General features: G+C 62.5%; 22 protein-coding genes. 8 read left to right on the forward strand and 14 right to left on the reverse strand.

Going from position 1 to position 18,307, the window contains the following annotated elements; genetic code table 11:
• The 5 genes from EOA85_RS07720 to EOA85_RS07740 form a co-directional block, all read right to left on the reverse strand.
• The coding region (locus EOA85_RS07720; protein WP_206523258.1) for an aminotransferase class I/II-fold pyridoxal phosphate-dependent enzyme at positions 1 to 647 on the reverse strand (647 nt) is incomplete at its 3' end.
• A complete protein-coding gene (locus tag EOA85_RS07725) occupies positions 644 to 2,101 on the reverse strand; it encodes a pyridoxal-phosphate dependent enzyme (RefSeq protein WP_127208957.1) in 1,458 nt (485 codons plus the stop codon). The genes EOA85_RS07720 and EOA85_RS07725, both read right to left, overlap by 4 nt.
• A gap of 208 nt (positions 2,102 to 2,309) precedes the next feature.
• Entirely contained in the window at positions 2,310 to 3,659 is a 1,350-nt protein-coding gene (locus EOA85_RS07730; RefSeq protein ID WP_127208958.1) for an FAD/NAD(P)-binding protein, read from the reverse strand.
• Between the two features lie 37 nt (positions 3,660 to 3,696).
• Entirely contained in the window at positions 3,697 to 4,149 is a 453-nt protein-coding gene (locus tag EOA85_RS07735) for an Rrf2 family transcriptional regulator (RefSeq protein ID WP_127208959.1), read from the reverse strand.
• Positions 4,150 to 4,598: 449 nt separating this feature from the next.
• The gene (locus tag EOA85_RS07740; RefSeq protein WP_029348051.1) at positions 4,599 to 4,784 is read right to left on the reverse strand and encodes a hypothetical protein; all 186 of its coding nucleotides are present in this window, start codon (positions 4,782 to 4,784) and stop codon (positions 4,599 to 4,601) included.
• A 282-nt stretch (positions 4,785 to 5,066) separates the two neighbouring features.
• Here EOA85_RS07740 and EOA85_RS07745 point away from each other — a divergent pair, with 282 nt between their 5' ends.
• The 3 genes from EOA85_RS07745 to EOA85_RS07755 all read left to right on the forward strand — a co-directional run bounded on the left by EOA85_RS07745 (position 5,067) and on the right by EOA85_RS07755 (position 7,721).
• A complete protein-coding gene (locus tag EOA85_RS07745; protein ID WP_127208960.1) occupies positions 5,067 to 5,426 on the forward strand; it encodes a septal ring lytic transglycosylase RlpA family protein in 360 nt (119 codons plus the stop codon).
• Positions 5,427 to 5,656: 230 nt separating this feature from the next.
• Positions 5,657 to 6,934 (forward strand): polyhydroxyalkanoate depolymerase, encoded by a 1,278-nt coding sequence (locus EOA85_RS07750; RefSeq protein WP_127208961.1) that lies wholly within the window; start codon positions 5,657 to 5,659, stop codon positions 6,932 to 6,934.
• Positions 6,935 to 7,106: 172 nt separating this feature from the next.
• Entirely contained in the window at positions 7,107 to 7,721 is a 615-nt protein-coding gene (locus EOA85_RS07755; protein ID WP_127208962.1) for a transglutaminase-like cysteine peptidase, read from the forward strand.
• A 7-nt stretch (positions 7,722 to 7,728) separates the two neighbouring features.
• On the opposite strand, the gene EOA85_RS07760 is transcribed toward EOA85_RS07755, so the two are convergent.
• Genes EOA85_RS07760 through EOA85_RS07775 form a run of 4 tightly spaced genes read right to left on the reverse strand, consistent with a single transcriptional unit; the run spans position 7,729 to position 10,499 of the window.
• Complete coding sequence (locus EOA85_RS07760) at positions 7,729 to 8,097, reverse strand: helix-turn-helix transcriptional regulator (RefSeq protein ID WP_095520159.1); 369 nt, start codon at positions 8,095 to 8,097, stop codon at positions 7,729 to 7,731.
• Positions 8,098 to 8,125: 28 nt separating this feature from the next.
• Entirely contained in the window at positions 8,126 to 8,656 is a 531-nt protein-coding gene (locus tag EOA85_RS07765; protein ID WP_029348044.1) for a Smr/MutS family protein, read from the reverse strand.
• A complete protein-coding gene (locus tag EOA85_RS07770) occupies positions 8,653 to 9,774 on the reverse strand; it encodes a murein transglycosylase A (protein ID WP_127208963.1) in 1,122 nt (373 codons plus the stop codon). The genes EOA85_RS07765 and EOA85_RS07770 overlap by 4 nt, the downstream gene beginning before the upstream one ends.
• A gap of 23 nt (positions 9,775 to 9,797) precedes the next feature.
• Positions 9,798 to 10,499 carry a Tim44/TimA family putative adaptor protein gene (locus tag EOA85_RS07775; protein WP_065006492.1) on the reverse strand — a complete coding sequence of 234 codons (702 nt, stop codon included), beginning with the start codon at positions 10,497 to 10,499 and terminating at the stop codon, positions 9,798 to 9,800.
• Between the two features lie 199 nt (positions 10,500 to 10,698).
• On the opposite strand from EOA85_RS07775, the gene EOA85_RS07780 reads away from it, so the two are divergent.
• The gene (locus EOA85_RS07780; RefSeq protein WP_127208970.1) at positions 10,699 to 11,199 is read left to right on the forward strand and encodes an FxsA family protein; all 501 of its coding nucleotides are present in this window, start codon (positions 10,699 to 10,701) and stop codon (positions 11,197 to 11,199) included.
• Between the two features lie 196 nt (positions 11,200 to 11,395).
• Positions 11,396 to 11,896 (forward strand): protein-export chaperone SecB, encoded by a 501-nt coding sequence (gene secB, locus EOA85_RS07785; protein ID WP_127208964.1) that lies wholly within the window; start codon positions 11,396 to 11,398, stop codon positions 11,894 to 11,896.
• Between the two features lie 196 nt (positions 11,897 to 12,092).
• Here secB and dnaQ read toward each other — a convergent pair whose 3' ends face one another.
• From dnaQ to EOA85_RS07810, 5 genes are all read right to left on the reverse strand, one after another.
• Positions 12,093 to 12,812, reverse strand: a complete 720-nt coding sequence (gene dnaQ, locus EOA85_RS07790; protein WP_127208965.1) for a DNA polymerase III subunit epsilon — start codon at positions 12,810 to 12,812, stop codon at positions 12,093 to 12,095.
• Between the two features lie 85 nt (positions 12,813 to 12,897).
• On the reverse strand, positions 12,898 to 13,500 hold the full coding sequence (gene coaE, locus EOA85_RS07795; protein ID WP_127208966.1) for a dephospho-CoA kinase: 603 nt from the start codon (positions 13,498 to 13,500) through the stop codon (positions 12,898 to 12,900).
• Between the two features lie 11 nt (positions 13,501 to 13,511).
• Positions 13,512 to 14,360, reverse strand: coding sequence for a shikimate dehydrogenase (locus EOA85_RS07800; RefSeq protein ID WP_127208967.1), 849 nt, complete (start codon positions 14,358 to 14,360; stop codon positions 13,512 to 13,514).
• Positions 14,353 to 14,952 carry a Maf-like protein gene (locus EOA85_RS07805; protein WP_065006496.1) on the reverse strand — a complete coding sequence of 200 codons (600 nt, stop codon included), beginning with the start codon at positions 14,950 to 14,952 and terminating at the stop codon, positions 14,353 to 14,355. The genes EOA85_RS07800 and EOA85_RS07805 overlap by 8 nt, the downstream gene beginning before the upstream one ends.
• Positions 14,953 to 15,122: 170 nt before the next feature.
• Positions 15,123 to 15,944, reverse strand: coding sequence for a pyruvate, water dikinase regulatory protein (locus EOA85_RS07810; RefSeq protein WP_029348035.1), 822 nt, complete (start codon positions 15,942 to 15,944; stop codon positions 15,123 to 15,125).
• Positions 15,945 to 16,347: 403 nt separating this feature from the next.
• Here EOA85_RS07810 and hemE point away from each other — a divergent pair, with 403 nt between their 5' ends.
• From hemE to EOA85_RS07825, 3 genes are all read left to right on the forward strand, one after another.
• Positions 16,348 to 17,376 carry a uroporphyrinogen decarboxylase gene (gene hemE, locus EOA85_RS07815; RefSeq protein ID WP_127208968.1) on the forward strand — a complete coding sequence of 343 codons (1,029 nt, stop codon included), beginning with the start codon at positions 16,348 to 16,350 and terminating at the stop codon, positions 17,374 to 17,376.
• On the forward strand, positions 17,373 to 17,915 hold the full coding sequence (hemJ, locus tag EOA85_RS07820; protein ID WP_127208969.1) for a protoporphyrinogen oxidase HemJ: 543 nt from the start codon (positions 17,373 to 17,375) through the stop codon (positions 17,913 to 17,915). The genes hemE and hemJ overlap by 4 nt, the downstream gene beginning before the upstream one ends.
• Positions 17,916 to 18,178: 263 nt before the next feature.
• The coding region (locus EOA85_RS07825) for a Rho termination factor N-terminal domain-containing protein (RefSeq protein ID WP_206523259.1) at positions 18,179 to 18,307 on the forward strand (129 nt) is incomplete at its 3' end.

Below are 18,307 nucleotides of genomic sequence, written 5' to 3' on the forward strand. Positions count from 1 at the left end.
ATGTCGGAATGGCCATTGAGGTATTTCGTCGTCGAGTGGACTGATATGTCGATGCCGAGCTCCAGCGGCCGCTGCAGATAGGGGCTGCAGAAGGTGTTGTCGGCGACCGAGAGCACACCTTTGCGCCTGGCCAGTGCCGCGACAGCTTCGAGATCGACGACGCGCAGCAGTGGATTGGTCGGTGTCTCGACCCACAGCAGTTTGGTTTCCGGGCGGATCGCCGCTTCGACCGCGTCAAGATCGGTGAAGTCGACGAAGTCGACCTGGAGTTTGGCCGAGCGTTTGCGCACCCGCTCCAGCAGCCGGAAGGTACCGCCATAGATGTCGTCGGTGGCGACGACATGGGCGCCGGAATCGAGCAGTTCGAAAATGGTGGCGATCGCCGCCAGACCCGAGGCGAAAGCGAAGGCGGCTGCGCCGCTTTCGAGATCGGCCACCGCGCGCTCGAAGGCGAAGCGGGTCGGGTTCTGGCTGCGGGCATATTCAAAACCCTTGTGCACGCCCGGGCTCTGCTGGCCATAGGTTGAGGTCGCATAGATCGGCACCATCACCGCGCCCGTCGTCGGGTCGTGGCTCTGGCCGCCATGGATCGTGCGCGTCGAGAAGGCCAGACGGTTCCTGCCCGATACGGTGGCTTTGATGGTCATCTTGCGCGGCGCCTCAGATGGTTGATTAGGTCAATGCGGGTTATCAGGCCGATGAATTCGTCGCCATCGAAGACGATCGCGACCTCGTTGCGGTCGAACACCGGCAGCAGCGCGTCCAGCGTCTGGCTGGCCTGCAGCGTGTGCAAATTGGCGGTCATGGCCGTGCGCACCGGGGCCTTGAAGCGGTCCCAGCGGCTGTCATAGGGGCCTTCGACGTGGGCGAGGATATCGCTTTCGTCGACGATGCCGACCAGCTTGCCGTCGTCCAGCACCGGCAATTGCGAGACATCCGAGCGGCGCATGCGGCCATAGGCGTTGAGCAGGCTTTCGTCCGGGCCGACAGACACGATGTCGCCGGTGCGGTGTGTGCGCATCACCAGATCGCGCAGGTCGCCATGCTGCTCGTGCTCGGCGAGGCCCTGCTCGATCAGCCAGAAGTCGTCGAACACTTTCGACAGATATTTGTTGCCGCTGTCGCAGACGAAGGTGACGACCCGCTTCGGCACGGTTTGCTCGCGGCAATAGCGAAGCGCCGTCGAAAGCAGGGTGCCGGACGACGAGCCGGCGAGGATGCCCTCCTTGGACAGCAGGTCGCGCACCGCCAGCATGCTCTGCTTGTCGGTGATCGAGTAGGCCTTTTTGACCAGCGACAGATCGGCATTGGGCGGCACAAAATCCTCGCCGACGCCTTCCACGGTCCAGCTTCCGGCCTCTTGCATCTTGCCGGTCTTGATCAACGGCGCCAGCACCGAGCCGACCGGATCGGCGAGAATCATCTCGGTCTTCGGCGAGACCTCTGCGAAGTAGCGGCCAAGCCCGGTCAGCGTGCCGCCCGAACCGACGCCGACGACCACGGCGTCGACGTCGCCGTCGAGCTGCGAATAAATCTCGGGACCGGTCGTGGTTTCATGGGCGTCCGGATTGGCCGGATTGGCGAACTGGTTGGCATAGAAGGCGCCGGGCAGCTCGGCGGCGATCTTTTCGGCCATGTCCTGATAGTATTCGGCGTGACCCTTGCCGACATCGGAACGGGTCATGCGCACTTCCGCGCCGAGCGCCCGCAAATGCTGGATTTTTTCGCGCGACATCTTGTCGGGCACGACCAGGATGATGCGGTAGCCCTTGGGGATGCCGACCTGGGCGAGGCCGAGACCGGTGTTGCCGGCGGTCGCCTCGACGATGGTGCCGCCGCGCTTCAGCTTGCCCTGTTTTTCGGCGGCGGCAATCATCGACAGCGCGATGCGGTCCTTGATCGAGCCACCGGGATTCTGGCTTTCGAGCTTGATGAACAGTCGGCACTTGCCGACGTCGAATTTGGTTAGCTCGATGACCGGCGTCTGCCCTATCAGGTCGAGAACCGATGCATAGGGCGGACGCAGACGAGACGATGCACTGTCCGAATGGGCACTGCCCGAGGGGGAACTGTCGGGTGCGGCGATCTTATGCTTGCTCATATCAGATGCTCCATGGTCAAGCGACCGCCTTGGGCAGGCTGTCAGCCTATCGTCTTTTCCAGCCGTTTGCAGTCTGAAAGAAAATAGATCGTGCCAATCCGTTGGCCAGACGGGGAATGGGATTCCAGTCTTCAGCTGCTGGTGGTCTCAACCCAAACACCTTCTGCAGCAATCCTTCCCATCCCCTCTGCCATCAACAGATTCTGCCTCACCCCAGCAACCGCTTGCTCAGACGCGCGCACTGGACGCGGATATCGGGAATGGCGTCGATCTCGAAGAAGGTGCCGCGCGTCAGCGGCCCGACCGCGAGGATCTTGGCCGATACGGTGCCGTCGCTGGCGATGACCTCGCAATTGTCTGAGACATCGAGGCCAAGGCGCAGCGGATCCGGCCGGGCCAGCCCGCGGTCTACCAGCGACCGCACCACGCTGTTCGAGGTGGTCGAGATGTCCCTGGCGATGCCGGTGCAATCGTAGATGCGGGCGACGTCGCATGTTTCGAGACGCTGCATGTGGCGCGACTGGATTTGCACGGTGAATTCGTCGCCCGCCGCGATGCCGACGACACGCCCGGCGACAAGCCGGATGCGGCCCGATTGAACCGCCTCGCTGACGCGGGCGTAGACCTGTGGCGCCATGCGATGGCGGTGGATGTCCCACCATGCCTTGGTGTGCTCGACAAAGCGGCGCTTGGCCGAAGACGGCCAGTTCTGCCAGATCTTCTGGTTGAATGGCCTGAGCCCATCGACGACGTCGCGCCAGTCGATGCCGGCCTTCTGGTTTTCCCGGATCAGGTCGCGAAACCAGCCGACAAAATAAGAAAGCTGGGTGCCGAGCGGAATGTCGGCGACGTCGAGCTTGATCGGATTGCCCTTGCGGTGCGGCGAAGGCAGCAGGCCGCGCCGTGACACCGCAATAATCTGACCGCGATGGCCGCGCTGTTCGAGCGACAGGAACGCATCGACCATGCTCAAGCCGGTGCCCAGCACCAGGACTCGGGCTTCCGGGTCGAGCGTGGTGTCGGCTTCCGATCCCATCCTGATCGCATGGCCCTGGCCGGCGCCCGGCTCCTCGTCGTGCCCGGTCGCCAGCACGGCAAGGTGGGCGACGACGCTGGTGCCGTTGGCCAGCGTCACCTCGGCCCCGGACCCGGTCGGCGAGATCGTCAGGCTTTCTTCGCGGATCAGGCGAAGACGCCCCGTCTCGCGAGCCTCGAGCTCGTCCAGCAGCTCCTTCAGGTAGCGGGCATAGACGCTGCGCGGCGCGTAGACCGGCGCCTGCTCTTGGGTTGCCAGGCCGCATTCAAGCAGCCAGCGCCAGAAATTGCCGGGATCGTCGGCATAGGCGCTCATGCCGGCCGCGCTGACATTCAGCACATGCGCCGACAGCAGCGTGGAATAGGCGATGCCCTGGCCGAAATGCGGGCGCTTTTCGATCAGGGTGACACGAAGATCCGGATTGGGCGATTTCAACAGATGCGCGGCAAGGACGACGCCGCTGGCGCCGCCGCCAACGATAACGATAGAATTCGGGACGGTCGAATTTGCGCGCCCGGTCATGAGCGCACCAATTGTCTCGGGAGCCGTCGGTTCCGGCTCAGGCCTGGATTTTCAACGCAGCCGAAAGGTCTTCGTCGCCGGCGATATCGCGCATCTCGGCGAGGCTGCGCTGATCCAGCACCTCGGCGATCGCTTGCCGGACCTCGAGCATCAGATGTCGGACTTGGCATGTCGCCTCGTTGCAGTCTTCACAGCGCTGATACCGGGTGCGGCTGGCGCAGGGAATGGGGGCAAGCGGCCCGTCGAGCACGCGCACGACGTGGCCGATCTTGATTTCATCCGCCGGCCGCGCCAGGCGATAGCCGCCCTCCTTGCCCTTGCGGCTCTGGACGAAACCGGCGTTGCGCAGCTCAACCAGGATGGCATCGAGGAATTTCTTCGGGGTGTTGTTTCGGGTGGCGATATCGCCAACGAAGGCGAGCTGTCCAACCGGCAGCCGCGCAAGATGGACGAGCGCCTTGAGGCCGTACTTGCCCTTTTTCGTGAGCATAGACCGAACGTTTTCCTGTCGTGCGATGGCGCAGGGGCACCGGTTGCGAAGCGCCTGGCGTGCGTCCCACCGCGTCCAAGCCTGTATGACACATAAATTCTAGTAACATGATATACAAGCCGGGCATCGTTGATTTTGCTTCGTTTTCAGCCGTTGAGGCTATTTGCCGGACGTTCTTCCTCCTGCGAGAACGCCAATTGGACAGCCAGCGCTCGACATCATGCTCAGGCGATCGCCGCGATATGGACATCGCTAATCGTTCTCTCAATTCCTGCAATGTCGATAACACTACTATACTAACCCCGAATACAGGGACCGGTTTTCAAATCCTCGGCTATTCGCAGCATCGATTTGCCTGAGGTGGGCGCAAAACAGGAAATGCTTGTTTGTGGCGGGCGCACATTCGCCGGTCGACCGAAACGCCGCCAAACCCTGAGGTGGTTCGAGTGTCAGGGGCGCGAACGGTTCGCCCACACCAGGCCGCCCAGGCCGACCAGCGCAGTGATGATACCGATATAGAGCCATTGCGATTGGCCTGTCATGAAGCTGCCGCCGACGAGGCCGCTGCCCTGCAGCGACCACAGCGCGCCGAGGGCGAGCACGACCAACGCCAGCAGATTCTTGATCAATCTCATCGCCGGAATTTCCTTTCCAAGTCGATCGTCAATTCAGCCATGACCGCGATGGCAAAGCGAAAGGAGGCGACCCGATCGTATTCGCTTCTGCTTGTATATCGACGTCGGATATCGAGACGAAGACCATCGGGGATACGCGGCGACGCGAATAACCTCTGACAAAGTGTTTCCCACCGTCTCCAAACGTGTACTGTAGTCATGGAACCGCCAGATGACTGCCGCATTTCGTGCCACATTCGATCCTTAACGGCCGGGTCTGTCAAACGGAGCCACTTGCCACAGATGACGAAACCAAACCGGACCGCGCTTGTCGCGGCGACGATCGCGGCTGGCCTGATGGTCGGCGCATCCACCTCCCCTGCCGCCGCGCAATGCGGCCGCGCCTCCTGGTACGCGCTGTACTCGAAGACCGCTTCCGGCGAGCGGATGAACCCGTCGGCGCTGACCGCCGCGCACCGTACCTTGCCTTTTGGCACAAAGCTGAAGGTGACCAACCGCAAGAACGGCCGCAGCGTCGTCGTGCGCATTAACGACCGCGGCCCGTTCATCAAGGGGCGCGTGATCGATCTGTCGAAGGGCGCCGCCAGGCGGCTCGGCTTCATAAGTTCGGGCCATACTTCCGTGTGCACCAACCGCGTGTAATGCTTGTAGTGTCCGGCATGAGCCGGACACGCCTTGCCTCGTTACTCCTTCGCAACGCACAATAAGCCGGCTGCCGCCGTTCAAGCCGGTTTTCAACACCTTAGACGAAAGTATCAGCATAAATCACGGCACTTGACGTATTGCATCGCAGCAGTTTGTTGTTAACCTCGCCGCGAGATTCAAGGCTCGGCACTGCTGTCGTCCCTTCGGTCGCAGCAGCGGGGTTCTCGATGTTCTACCAGTTCTACGAATTGAACCACGCCGCCGTGCAACCGGCCCGCTTCTATGCCGATGCGGTGCGTATGTTCTACACCAATCCGCTCAATCCATTCACGCACACGTCCTGGGGCCGCTCGATCGCGGCAACGGCCGAATTGTTCGAGCGCACGACGCGCCGCTACAGCAAGCCGCAATTCGGCCTGACCAAGACGGTGGTCGACTGGAAAAGCGTCGATGTCACCGAAAAGACGGTGTGGTCGCGGCCGTTCTGCAATCTCCTCCGTTTCGAGCGGGCGGTTCCCGCCGGCCGCCGGCCCGATCCGAAGCTGCTGATCGTGGCGCCGATGTCGGGCCACTATGCGACGCTGCTGCGCGGCACGGTCGAGGCGATGCTGCCCCATGCCGACGTGCACATCACCGACTGGGTCGACGCCCGCATGGTGCCGCTGGCGGATGGCAGTTTCGACCTCGACGACTACATCGACTACATCGTCGACATGCTGCATGCGTTGGGACCCGATACCCATGTCATGGCTGTGTGCCAGCCTTCGGTGCCGGTGCTGGCGGCGGTGGCGCTGATGGAAACGCGCGGCGACCCGTTCGTTCCCTCGACAATGACGCTGATGGGCGGGCCGATCGATACCCGCCGCAATCCGACCGCGGTCAACCTTCTGGCCGAGGAAAAGGGCATCGACTGGTTCCGCGACAACGTCATCATGCAGGCGCCGTGGCCGGTGCCCGGCTTCGGCCGTGAGGTCTATCCCGGCTTCCTGCAGCTTTCGGGATTCATGAGCATGAATCTCGACCGCCACATCATCGCCCACAAGGACTTCTTCATGCATCTGGTGAAGCATGATGGCGACAATGCTGAAAAGCACCGCGACTTCTATGACGAATATATGGCGGTAATGGATCTGACGGCGGAGTTCTACCTGCAGACGGTCGACACCGTGTTTGTCCGCCATGCTTTGCCCAAGGGCGAAATGATGCATCGCGACGTCGCCATCGACCCCTCCGATATCCGCAATGTCGCCCTGTTCACGGTCGAGGGCGAGAACGACGACATTTCCGGTCTCGGCCAGACCCAGGCCGCGCACGACCTCTGCATCAACATCCCCGCGGACAGGCACGCTCACTACATGCAGCCGGCGGTCGGCCATTACGGCGTCTTCAACGGCTCGCGCTTCCGCTCCGAAATCGTGCCGCGCATCGTCGACTTCATCACCAGCTATGGCCGCCAGACCCGCGTCGCGGTGAGGCCGAAGCTGGTTCGCACCGCCAAAAAATAAAGAAGTAGCCTTGTGAGTCCCGGATGGCAGCCCAGTTCAAGTCGACCTGTTGCACAATAGCCGCTGTTTCGGCCGCGCGGGTAACCATGTCGCAAATCTGGCCGTTGGTATAATTGACAGGGACTGTAGATCGCCCTTAACCTTTCATTAACAACAAGGGACGAGGGGGACAATGATTTCCTCACCAATGGCGAGAAGGCTGCGCGCGTGCGCCCTGTTAGGGCTGGCATTTGCGGCAGGCTGGTCTACGGCGGCTTCGGCGGGACCAATGGCAACCGGCGGGCCGACATCGCAGCCGATCGGCCATTACGATTTCTGCAAGACCAGTCCGGCCGAATGCTCGATCCATCCGGGCAATCTCGCCCCGGCCACCATGAGCGGTGCGCTCTGGCGCAAGATGCTCAGCGTCAACGCCAGGGTCAACGCCGCCGTCAAGCCGATAAGCGACATCGACATTTATGGCAAGGACGAGGTCTGGGCCTATCCCGCCAAGGGCGTTGGCGACTGTGAGGACTATGTCCTGGAAAAGCGCCGCGAATTGAACCGCTTGGGCGTTTCCTACGCCAATCTTCTGATGACCGTCGTGCGCAAGCCGGACGGTGAGGGCCACGCCGTGCTGACCGTGCGCACAAGCAAGGGCGACTACGTCCTCGACAATCTGGACGGAAAGGTCCGCTCGTGGGACCGGACCGGCTATCGCTTCCTCAAGCGGCAGGCGATCGACAATACCGGCCGCTGGGTCTCGATCCGTGATGGCCAGCCGGTTCTGGTTGGCGCGGTTCAGTAGCAGGCCGTCACTTTGGCTGCTTCAGCGCGGCGCGGATCGATGCTGTGATGCGGCGAAGCTCCGCTTCGTCGAGTTTTTCGATGTTTTCGGCCAGAACATTGGCAAGCTCGGTGGCGGCGGGGCTGAGGCCCGACGTGTCGAGCTTCACCCGTGGGTGCGAGGTGTCCGCCAGCCGCTCGAGTTCTTCGGCATCGTCCCATATGACATTGAAATAGCCGATGATCTTCTGGATCAGCGTCCAGGTCGGCGCGCCACGGCGGCCATGCTCCAGCGCCGACAAATAGGCGGCGCTGACGCCGATCGCCTCGGCCATGGCCTTCTGACTGACACCGCGTTGGCTTCGCAGGGCGCGAAGCTTTTCGCCGAACGGGGTCACAAGTGCATCCTTATAGGGTGCATCCTCATTAGCGCCCACGCCGCAGGCGGACATAGAGCGCGCCCGAGCCGCCATGGTTGCGGGCAGCATGGTCGTGACTGGAGACAAGCGGCCTGAAAGCGGGTGTCGACAGCCAGGCGGGCACGGCGCGCCGCAAGATGCCGTCGCCGCCCGACGACGAACCCTTGCCGGTGATGACCAGCACATAACGGATGCCCCCGGCATGCGCCCGGTGCAGGAAGGAAAACAGCAGCGAATAGGCTTCGTCCTGGCTCAGGCCATGGAGGTCGACGCGGCCTTCGATCGGCAATCGGCCCTTCGACAGTTTTTCCAGCGTCGGTTCGTCGATCACATGCGAGACATGCTGCGCCTTTGCTTTCGTGGCCGCAGCAGGAGCCATCGCCTGGACACGCGGCGGTGGCTTCGTGTCATCACCGACGTCCGGGCCGATAGCCGGGATGTCGCTGGCGGACTTGCCCTTCAGCGGCTTGGCCGTGCGCGCCACCAGGTTCCACAGGACCCGATCGTCCTCGCTCAGCCTGTCGATGCGCCGGGTCATCGCCCCGCTCCCGGTACAAGCGGGCGCGGTATCAGCGCGTAGAAATCGGCAGGGTTGCGGACAACGCCGGCGATCTCGCCGGCCGCATGTCCCGTTCCGGCGAACAGGTCGCCGCGGGCCGGCCCGGTAATGGCCGAGCCGGTATCCTGCGCGATCATCAGTCGCCGGAACGGCTTGTCGTCGAAAGCGGTCAGCGACGGCCCATCGATGTAGAACGGCGTGCCGAATGTATGCAGCAGACGGTCGACAGCGACTGAGCGGCCCGGCGTCAGCGGCACTTTTGCGCCAGCGATCGGCCCGAGTTCCGGGTCGTCGACAGCCGCCTCGCGGAAGAAAATATAGGAGCGGTTGCGCCACAAAATCTCGTCGATGCGATCCGGATGCGCCTTGAACCAGGCACGGACCGACTGCATGGTCACCGCTTCGAGCGGGATTTCGCCTAATTCACTCAGGATCTTGCCGGGTCCGGTAAAGCGCTGGCCGGATTTGGCGGCATAGGTGACGCGGCAAAACCGGCCGTCGGTCATGGTGAGCCTGGCTGCACCTTGCACGTGAATGAAGAAGGCGTCGATCTTGTCGGCTAGCCAGGCGATTTCCAGACCCTTGCCAGCCAAACCCTTGCCGACGAGCGCGCCGCGCTCGATCTCGCCGCGGTCGAAATACTCGACCGGCCCGTTCGGCGTGGCGCGGCCGAAGGCGAAATAGGGATCCATGCCGGGCGGCCGGTTGCCGTCGTCGATGTCGACGAGATCGGCCGGGCGCGACAGCAGCGGCACCGCAAATCGTTCGGTTCGCACCGATGAAGCGTCGACCACCGGTTCATAGAAGCCGGTGACGAGGCCGGTGCCGCCGCTTTCGCCCCCTATGTGCGCCGGGATGAAATGATGCTCGAAGAAGGCGCGGGCTTGCGCCCGGTCGGTTGGCGAAACGGTGCGGGCTGCAGCGTAGGCCTCGGTGAAGGCATTGAAATCGACGCCGAGCCCGCCGGAGCGATAGGGTTTTGTCAGGACATGAAAAGCCGAGCGCCGGAAAGCCGCGAACGCGGCCAGATGGTCGTCCTCGTCCCAACCGGGCAGATCGTCAAAGGATTTTTCGCGGAACGCCTGAGATAGCGACACCGGAGCCTCGCCGTGGTCCGGGCTCAGTCTTCTTCTTCGGTGGCGACGAGCTTCCAGTTCGGGTCGCGCGAGCGCGTATCGCGGGCGAAGGTCCAGACATCCTTGACCTCGGCGACGGTTTCGGGATCGCCGTCGATGACGGCGCCGGCCTTGTCGCGCGTCGCCGAAATTAGCTCGCTGACGATGCGCAGCGTGATATGCGCCTCGCTGCCCTTCATCTCGGCGGAAACGATGTCGGCCTTGTCGATGCCGACGAAGGAGGACTGGATCTTTTCCGATTTCGCCTCGCGGTCGCCGATGGCCGCGACAAAGCCGTCATAGACCTCGCGGGACAACAGGTTCTTCAGCGTCTTGCGGTCGCCATCGGCATAGGCCATCACGATCATTTCATAGGCCATCTTGGCGCCATCGACGAAGGTCTTCGGGTCGAATGCCGGATCATTGTCCTTGATCGCGCGCAGGCCCTTGTTGAGATCGGTGTCAGGCTTGGCGAAGGCGTCGATCGCCGCATAGGCGTCGATTGCCGGCTCTCCCGGCGCTCGCTTGCGCGGCAGCGAGACCACATTCTCCGGCTTCTGGGTGTCGTCGCGCGTCCGGCCCGCCGTATAGGGATCGAAGGGCGGGCGCTCACTGCCGGTGCGGCGGCCGAGCACATTGCGCAGCTGGAAAAAGATCACAACCGCCGCAACCAGAAAGAAAATCGTGCCGAAGTCGAAGAATCCCATATCTTCCGCCAATCAATCCCTACTCCGGCCGGACCGCCCGGCCAGGCAATGGCTGCGGTCGCATAGCGTTCAACATCCAAAGCATATAGAACGCAAGGTGCAATCATTCAAATTAAAGGCAGGCATACCTATCTAAAAGAGCCAGTGCCAGCGGCGATTGCCCGCAGGCCGGCAAAACATGGAAACGATCGGTCAAGATTTGCGCATTTCGCTGCTTCCCCTGTTCATCCTTGCGCTTCCGCTGCTGGAGATCGCTGGTTTCGTCGTTGTCGGCCGCCAGGTCGGCGCCCTGGCGACGGTCGGCCTGGTGCTGGCTTCGAGCATCGCCGGCGCGCTGTTGTTGCGATACCAGGGTTTCGGCGTCATGACCCGGGTCCGGGCCGAGATGGACGCCGGCCGTGATCCAAGCCGCCAGCTCGCGCATGGCGCCATGATCGTGCTGGCCGCGATCCTGCTCATCATTCCCGGCTTCATTACTGACATTTTCGGCATTCTGCTGTTCCTGCCGCCGGTTCGCGACCTTGCCTGGCGCCTGTTGAAAGGCCGCATCGTGCTGGCGACCAATTTCAGCACCGGCGGGTTCAGGGCCCGGCAACGCGACAAGACCATCGACCTTGACGACAGCGACTATTCGCGCGGCGACGACTACAAGCGCGGCCCGGATCACAATTCTCCATGGCGCCGCCTCAAGGACGAGTAGCTCGCCTTGAGGACGAGTAGGGTCGGCAAACGCCTCTGGGACGAGTAGGTCGGCAAACGCCTCTGGGACGAGTAGGTCGGCAAACGCCCCCGGGACGAGTAGGTCGGCAAACCTTGTCTTGTCATGCCGGCCATGGTAGCGAACGCCCGATTTCAATCCGGTCAGCAACGCTGCCCAGGCAAAAGGACAAAGGCTTATGGCCAGCAAAGACGACGCGCCGACCGGCGCGGCCAGTGGCAACGGCGACGCGACGCAGCCCTCGCTCAATGTGCTTGCGCAATATGTGAAGGACCTTTCCTTCGAAAGCCCCGGCGCGCCGAACTCGCTGCGCGGCCGCGACAAGGCCCCTGGCATCGCCATCAACGTCAATGTCAACGCCAACCCGCTTTCGGACAAGCAGTTCGACGTCAATCTGACGCTGAACGCCAAGGCGTCCTTCGACAAGGAAGTGCTGTTCAACGTCGAGCTGGTCTATGGCGGCGTTTTCGCCATCAGCGGCTTCCCGCAGGAGCACATGCTGCCGCTGCTGTTCATCGAATGCCCGCGGCTGCTGTTTCCGTTCGCCAGGCAGATCATCGCCGAGGCGACGCGCAATGGCGGCTTCCCGCCCTTGATGCTCGATCCGATCGATTTCGCGCAGATGTTTCAGCAGAAGCTGGCTGAGGACCAGGCCGCCGGCAAGGACAAGGTGAGCTGAGGCAGATGTTGCGCAGCCTTTGAAGAACCCGGCCTCGCGCCGGGTTTTTTTGCTTTGAGACGAGCTCCTCGATCCTGACAGGTCGGAAGCCGATCGTTCCAGCGGCCAATTTCAGTGGCGGGTCGCAGACCTTGGAGATTACCACGGAACGAAACAATCGACGTTCGCTGCCGATCGCCTTCCTACCCGTCAATCGCTATGCCGCGGAACTTGCTTCCGCGGCGACGCGCAGCCAGAGCGCGTTTTCGCCTAATGTGCCGACCATGCTCGCGTGCGCGCTACGCTCTGCGGCGGTCAGGCGAGAAGGCAGTGCAATCGGCCGCGCGCCGATGCTGATATCGATATCGTCGACGTTTCTCCTGCCGCCGGCCGGCGCCGTGGCGTTGTCGAGGATGAGGGCTGCCTGCTTGCCGCCGATGAGCTCGATATAGACTTCGGCCAGCAATTCCGAATCGAGCAGCGCGCCATGCTTGGTGCGACGGGCATTGTCGATGCCGTAGCGGCGGCACAGCGCGTCAAGCGAATTGGGTCCCATCGGATGCTTGCGGCGCGCCAGCGCCAGGGTGTCGACGACAAGTCCGGGGTCAACGAGCGGATGGCCAAGCCGGCCGAATTCGACATTGAGAAAAGCGATATCGAAAGTCGCATTGTGGGCGACCAGTTTGGCGCCGTCGATGAAGGCAAGAAACTCCTCGGCGATGTCGCTGAAGGTCGGCTTTCCCATGAGATCGGCGGCGCTGATGCCATGAACGGCCTGCGCCTCCGCATGAATCGGTCGTCCTTGCGGATTGATGTAATGGTGGAAGGTGCGGCCGGTCGGGAACCGATTGACCAGCTCGATGCAGCCAAGCTCGATGACGCGGTCATCGCGGAAATCGAGACCGGTGGTTTCCGTGTCGAAGATGATCTCGCGCATCGAATCATTCCGTTGGGTCCGGCGTTATTCCAGCCGAATCATTATGGGAACAAATTGGCAACATATTCCGCCCGATGCAAGCGCGTTAAGCAGGCTTGCCGGCCTTATCCCCCACGAGTTCGGCGACGATCGCCTTGACCGCCGCGCGCGCCGCATCGAAGCCCTGTCCAGTGTCGATGATGAAATCGGCGCGCTTGCGCTTTTCGGCGTCGGGAACCTGCCTGGCCAGGATCGACACCAGCTTCTTTTCGCTCATGCCCGGGCGCGCCAGCACGCGGGCGCGCTGGATTTCGGCCGAGGCGGTGACGACCACGACCTTGTCGACCCGGTCGCGGCCACCGGTTTCGAACAGCAGCGGGATATCGAGAACGACAAGCGGCGCGCTGGCGGCACGGTTCCGAGCCAGGAAGGCGTCGGCGTCGGCGCGGACCAGCGGGTGGATGATCGCTTCCAGCCGTTTCAAGGCTGCGGCATCGCCGAGCACCCGCTCGGCCAGCTTCGTGCGATCGACCGACCCGGATTTTGTGGTTCCGGGAAAAGCCGCCTCCACCAGCGGAGCCGCCTTGCCGGCGTAGAGGCGATGCACAGCCTCGTCCGAATCGTGGACGGGCACGCCGGCTTCGGCAAACATCCTGGCCGTAGTCGACTTGCCCATGCCGATCGATCCGGTGAGGCCGAGCACGATCATGCCTTTCACTCCTAAGTCATTCCTTGGACACCGAGATCGGCGACGATCATCTGCCGCAATTCGGCAGTGACCTCCGGCCTGATGCCGAACCAGCGCTCGAAGCCGGGCACCGCCTGGTGCAGCAGCATGCCGAGGCCGTCTACGGTCTTCAGGCCCCGCGCTTTGGCTGCGGCCAGCAATGGCGTTTCCAGCGGCACATAGACAATGTCGGTGACGATGGCATGGTCCGGCAGCCTGCGGGGATCGGCGGACAGGCCTTCATGGCCATGCATGCCGAGCGCTGACGTGTTGACCAGCAGGCCGGCATCGGCAAGCAGCTCGCCGGTCGCGTGCGTGCCATGGGCCGAGACGCCGGCGCCGAAGCGGTGGCGCAATTCCTCGGCTCGGGCGAGCGTTCGGTTGACGATGCGGATGTCACTGATGCCGCGTTCCATCAACGCATGGATGACCGCGCGGGCGGCGCCGCCGGCACCGAGCACCACGGCCGGGCTATTTGCGGCCCAGCCCGGCGCATGCTCGTCGAGATTGGCGGCAAAGCCATGGGCGTCGGTGTTGCCGCCGCACAGACTTCCGCCCTCGAACCACAGCGTGTTGACGGCACCGATCTGTTCGGCCGCATCATCGCGGTGCGTCGCCAGCGCGAAGGCGGCCTCCTTGTGCGGGATGGTGACGTTGCCGCCACGGTAGCCAGTCGCCTCGACCATTCTCACGAATTCGGCAAAAGCCTCCGGCGCGACGTCGATGGCCCGGTAGCTGCCGTCGATACCGTATTTCGCCAGCCAATAGGAATGGATCTTCGGCGACCGGGAATGCGCGACCGGGTGGCCGGTGACGAATGCCTTTTTCGCAGCCTCAGCCATCGATGGCGCCGAGGTCACGAAGCTTGGCCAGAGCGGGCAGAAGCGGCAGGCCGACGATGGTGAAGTAGTCGCCTTCTATTCTTTCGAACAGCTGGATGCCTTCGCCTTCGATCTGGTAGGCGCCGACGCTGGACAGCGCCTTGGCGCCGACCCGCGCCAGATGGCGGCCGATGAAGGCCGGATCGAGCTTTCGCATGGTCAGGCTGGCAATGCCGACATGCCGCCACAGAACCGCACTGTTGCGGGCCAGCACCACGGCGCTGTTGAGCTGATGGGTCTTTCCCGACAGCGCCAAGAGATGGCGGCGCGCGCCTTCCATGTCGACCGGCTTGTGGAACAGTTCGTCGCCGAGCGACAGCGTCTGGTCGCAGCCAAGCACCAGGGCGCCGGGCTTTCGCTCGCTGACCTCGGTGGCTTTGGCCTCGGCAAGCACCAAGGCGACGTCTTCAGGCGAGATACCGCTGTCTTTTAGTGGCGCCTCAAGCGCGCGCTCGTCGACTTCCGCCGGAACCGCCTCGACCGGCACGCCGGCATGGACAAGCAGCGCTTTGCGGAACGGACTGCCCGAGGCAAGGATGATTTTTTCGGCCATTTTTACCGCCCGATTCCTGACGCTCACTACGGGTGTGTCGAGATCCAGGTCAGGCCGAGGCGAAAATGGTGGCTTCCGAGATCCGGAGCGGAGCGTACTTTTCGTACGTAAGCACCGGAAGCGCAGGAAGCCGCCGTTTGCAGGCCGGCATCACCTGAATATCACACGCCCTAGCGCGTCTTACCGCGCAGGGCAACGATCGCCGCCGCCGTCTCCTCTATTGAGCGGCGGCTGACGTCGATCATCGGCCACCCATGCCGGGTGCAGATCTGGCGGGCATAGGCGAGCTCTTCGGCGATCGCGGCGCGGTCGACATAGTCGGTCGGCTCGTAGGCGCTGGTGTTGCCGAGGATGCGGTTCTGGCGGACCTGAGAGATGCGCTCGGCGGTGGCGATCAGCCCGACGATCAGCGGTTTCGTGGCGTTGACCAGGCTTTCCGGTACCGGCACGCCGAGCACGATCGGGATGTTGGCGGTCTTGATGCCGCGATTGGCGAGATAGATGCTGGTCGGTGTCTTCGAGGTGCGCGAAATGCCAACGAGCACGATGTCAGCGTCGTCCATATTGGCGGGCAGCTGGCCGTCATCATGCTCCATGGTGAAATTGAGCGCGTCGATGCGGCGAAAATATTCGGCGTCGAGAACATGCTGGGCGCCGACGCGGCGGCCGGCCGGCGTGCCGAGATAGGACTGGAACACAGTCAGCACCGGTTCCAGCACGGAGACGCAAGGCAGGCCCATGGCGGCGCAGCGTTCGTCGATACCGCGGGCGAGCTTTTGGTCGACGACCGTATAGAGGATGATGCCCGGCTCCTCCTCGATGTCCTCGAAGACTTTCGTCACCTGCTTTTCGGTGCGGATGAGCGGGTAGATATGCTCGATGGCGCGCGCATCCTTATATTGCGCGGAGGCCGCGCGGCCGGCCGCCAGCAGCGTTTCACCGGTGGCATCGGAAATCAGGTGAAGGTGAAAGAAGCTCTGGGGTTTGTTCACAGGGGTTCGTTCCAAGCTGTGGGCCGATGTGGATAAGGTCAGTCGGAAAGATCGGCCGGTCGGAGGCGACTGTATCAGATGCCAGTTTGTCCACAATTCGATGCGCTGTCGGCTTCGTCGGGCGGCTGGGGACAAGTTCGGGGACGGGCTTTTTTGACTCTGCCTCATCCACAGGCCCGTTTTCTTTGCGCGGGCCATAACGCGTTGACTCAAGTCCGAAATTTCCAACTGTCCCCAATCCCCTCCTATCCGGCAGAAAAAGCACGCGACAATATGCTGGCTGGCATTTTCCGGGGCAAAGCGGGACAGGAGACAACCACCGATACCAACAGACTCTTAGAATCATAAGATTCCTAGAAATAGAATATTTAATTATAGAGAAGCCTGGAGAGGCGAGCGCTGAATGCCCGAAAACCGGATCATGCTGGACGTGTTGAAGGGCAAGGCTGCGTTTCCGCCGCCGCTCTGGATGATGCGCCAGGCCGGCCGCTATCTGCCGGAATATCGGGAGACACGCAGGCGGGCCGGATCGTTCCTCGATCTTTGCTACGATCCCGATCTTGCTGTGGAGGTAACGCTGCAGCCGATAGAACGCTTTGGCTTCGATGCATCGATCCTGTTTTCCGACATTCTGGTCGTGCCGCATGCGCTGGGCCGCGACGTGCGTTTCGAGGAGGGACGCGGGCCGCTGTTGACGCCGATCTCGGCGGCGGAGATTGCGGCTTTCGACGGCGAAACGTTTCACGTGAATCTCGAACCGGTCTACGAGACGGTCAGACGGCTGCGGACAAAACTGCCTGATGAAACGACGCTCATCGGCTTCTGCGGCGCGCCGTGGACGGTGGCGACCTATATGATCGCCGGCCACGGCACCTCAGACCAGGCGCCGGCGCGGCTGTTCGCCTATCGCGAGCCGGCGGCTTTCCTGCAGCTGCTGAACGTACTTCTCGATCACTCGGCCGCCTATCTCATCCGCCAGATCGAAGCAGGCGCCGATGTGGTGCAGGTTTTTGACTCGTGGTCCGGCGTGCTAGACGAAGTGTCTTTCGAGGCCTTTTGTGTCAGGCCGATGGCGGAGATCGTCAGGCAGGTACGGGCCGTGCATCCCAACGTTCCGATCATCGGGTTTCCCAAGGGCGCCGGCGCCCACTACCGGAGCTATCGCCAGAAGACCGGCGTGACGGGGCTGGGGCTCGACTGGACCGTGCCGTTGACGACGGCAAAGGAACTGCAGCGCGACGGCGCCGTACAGGGCAATCTCGATCCGTTACGGCTGGTGGCCGGCGGCAAGGCTCTAGCCGACGGCGTCGACGCTATCCTGAAAGCACTGGGCGATGGACCGCTGATCTTCAATCTCGGGCACGGCATCACGCCGGAAACGCCGATCGCGCATGTCGAGGCGATGGTGAAACTGGTGCGGAGCGCATCATGACGATGATGGGGAATGGCACCGCGGAAGGTGGTGCTGGCGCAATGCGCCGCGCGGCGATAGCGATTGCGGCTTTCCTCTTGTTGGCTGGGCTTCTGTTCCTGTTTGGGCCAGATGATTTCTATCCCTGGGCAAAGGCGATCCATGTCATTGCCGTCATCTCCTGGGTGGCGGGCATGCTCTATCTGCCGCGGCTGCTGGTTTATCATGCCGATGCGGAGAAAGGCTCCGTCCAGTCGGAAACCTTCAAGGTGATGGAGCGCCGGCTGCTGCGCGGCATCATCAATCCGGCCATGATCATCACCTGGGTATTCGGGCTCTGGCTGGCCTGGAAAGGCTTTGGTTTTCAGGGCGGATGGCTGCATGCCAAGATCGCCGCGGTGCTCGGGCTCTCGGCTGTTCATGGCTATCTGGCCGGCGCGGTGCGCAAATTCGCCGAGGACCGCAATGAAAAACCGGCGAGGCACTGGCGGATCGTCAACGAGTTCCCCACATTACTGATGATCGTCATCGTCGTGCTGGTCATCGTGAAGCCGTTTTGACGCCACCGCATCGACCCGAAAATCGGGATCGATTTTCGGAAAGGACGATGCGGAACTCAAAAAGTCTTACAGGGTCCTTTGCGCGTCGAGAGAGACGCGCGGCGCTCACAAAAGGCGGCTTGCTCTTTTAGTCGACCGACGATAAAAGACGGGTCTTCCTTCCCGTCATGCGCCGCCCCATTTCATCGCTTCGGCCGCGCCCGGCATTTGTCGCATCCCGCCGATATTTTCCCCATGCTTAGTCACTCAGAGTCCGTCTAATGATGCAAGAAATGAAACTCACCGAGTTCAAGAACAAGAAACCGCCAGAGCTGATCGCTTATGCCGAATCGCTCGAGGTCGAGAACGCCAGTGTGATGCGCAAGCAGGAGCTGATGTTCGCAATCCTGAAG

The sequence above is a fragment of the Mesorhizobium sp. M5C.F.Ca.IN.020.29.1.1 genome (assembly GCF_003997375.1).
In the GTDB taxonomy this organism is placed as follows: Bacteria; Pseudomonadota; Alphaproteobacteria; order Rhizobiales; family Rhizobiaceae; genus Mesorhizobium; species Mesorhizobium wenxiniae.

What these genes read in the sequence shown, in the direction of transcription:
- EOA85_RS07750 (WP_127208961.1), top strand. Translation starts at nt 5,657, where the DNA reads ATGTTCTACCAGTTCTACGAATTGAACCACGCCGCCGTGCAACCGGCC.
- EOA85_RS07745 (WP_127208960.1), top strand. Translation starts at nt 5,067, where the DNA reads ATGACGAAACCAAACCGGACCGCGCTTGTCGCGGCGACGATCGCGGCT.
- hemE (WP_127208968.1), top strand. Translation starts at nt 16,348, where the DNA reads ATGCCCGAAAACCGGATCATGCTGGACGTGTTGAAGGGCAAGGCTGCG.
- EOA85_RS07740 (WP_029348051.1), bottom strand. Translation starts at nt 4,784, where the DNA reads ATGAGATTGATCAAGAATCTGCTGGCGTTGGTCGTGCTCGCCCTCGGC.
- EOA85_RS07730 (WP_127208958.1), bottom strand. Translation starts at nt 3,659, where the DNA reads ATGACCGGGCGCGCAAATTCGACCGTCCCGAATTCTATCGTTATCGTT.
- dnaQ (WP_127208965.1), bottom strand. Translation starts at nt 12,812, where the DNA reads ATGCGCGAGATCATCTTCGACACGGAAACCACCGGTCTCGATTTCCGC.
- secB (WP_127208964.1), top strand. Translation starts at nt 11,396, where the DNA reads ATGGCCAGCAAAGACGACGCGCCGACCGGCGCGGCCAGTGGCAACGGC.
- EOA85_RS07765 (WP_029348044.1), bottom strand. Translation starts at nt 8,656, where the DNA reads ATGACCCGGCGCATCGACAGGCTGAGCGAGGACGATCGGGTCCTGTGG.
- EOA85_RS07805 (WP_065006496.1), bottom strand. Translation starts at nt 14,952, where the DNA reads ATGGCCGAAAAAATCATCCTTGCCTCGGGCAGTCCGTTCCGCAAAGCG.
- EOA85_RS07725 (WP_127208957.1), bottom strand. Translation starts at nt 2,101, where the DNA reads ATGAGCAAGCATAAGATCGCCGCACCCGACAGTTCCCCCTCGGGCAGT.
- EOA85_RS07800 (WP_127208967.1), bottom strand. Translation starts at nt 14,360, where the DNA reads ATGGCTGAGGCTGCGAAAAAGGCATTCGTCACCGGCCACCCGGTCGCG.
- coaE (WP_127208966.1), bottom strand. Translation starts at nt 13,500, where the DNA reads ATGATCGTGCTCGGCCTCACCGGATCGATCGGCATGGGCAAGTCGACT.
- EOA85_RS07775 (WP_065006492.1), bottom strand. Translation starts at nt 10,499, where the DNA reads ATGGGATTCTTCGACTTCGGCACGATTTTCTTTCTGGTTGCGGCGGTT.
- hemJ (WP_127208969.1), top strand. Translation starts at nt 17,373, where the DNA reads ATGACGATGATGGGGAATGGCACCGCGGAAGGTGGTGCTGGCGCAATG.
- EOA85_RS07755 (WP_127208962.1), top strand. Translation starts at nt 7,107, where the DNA reads ATGATTTCCTCACCAATGGCGAGAAGGCTGCGCGCGTGCGCCCTGTTA.
- EOA85_RS07735 (WP_127208959.1), bottom strand. Translation starts at nt 4,149, where the DNA reads ATGCTCACGAAAAAGGGCAAGTACGGCCTCAAGGCGCTCGTCCATCTT.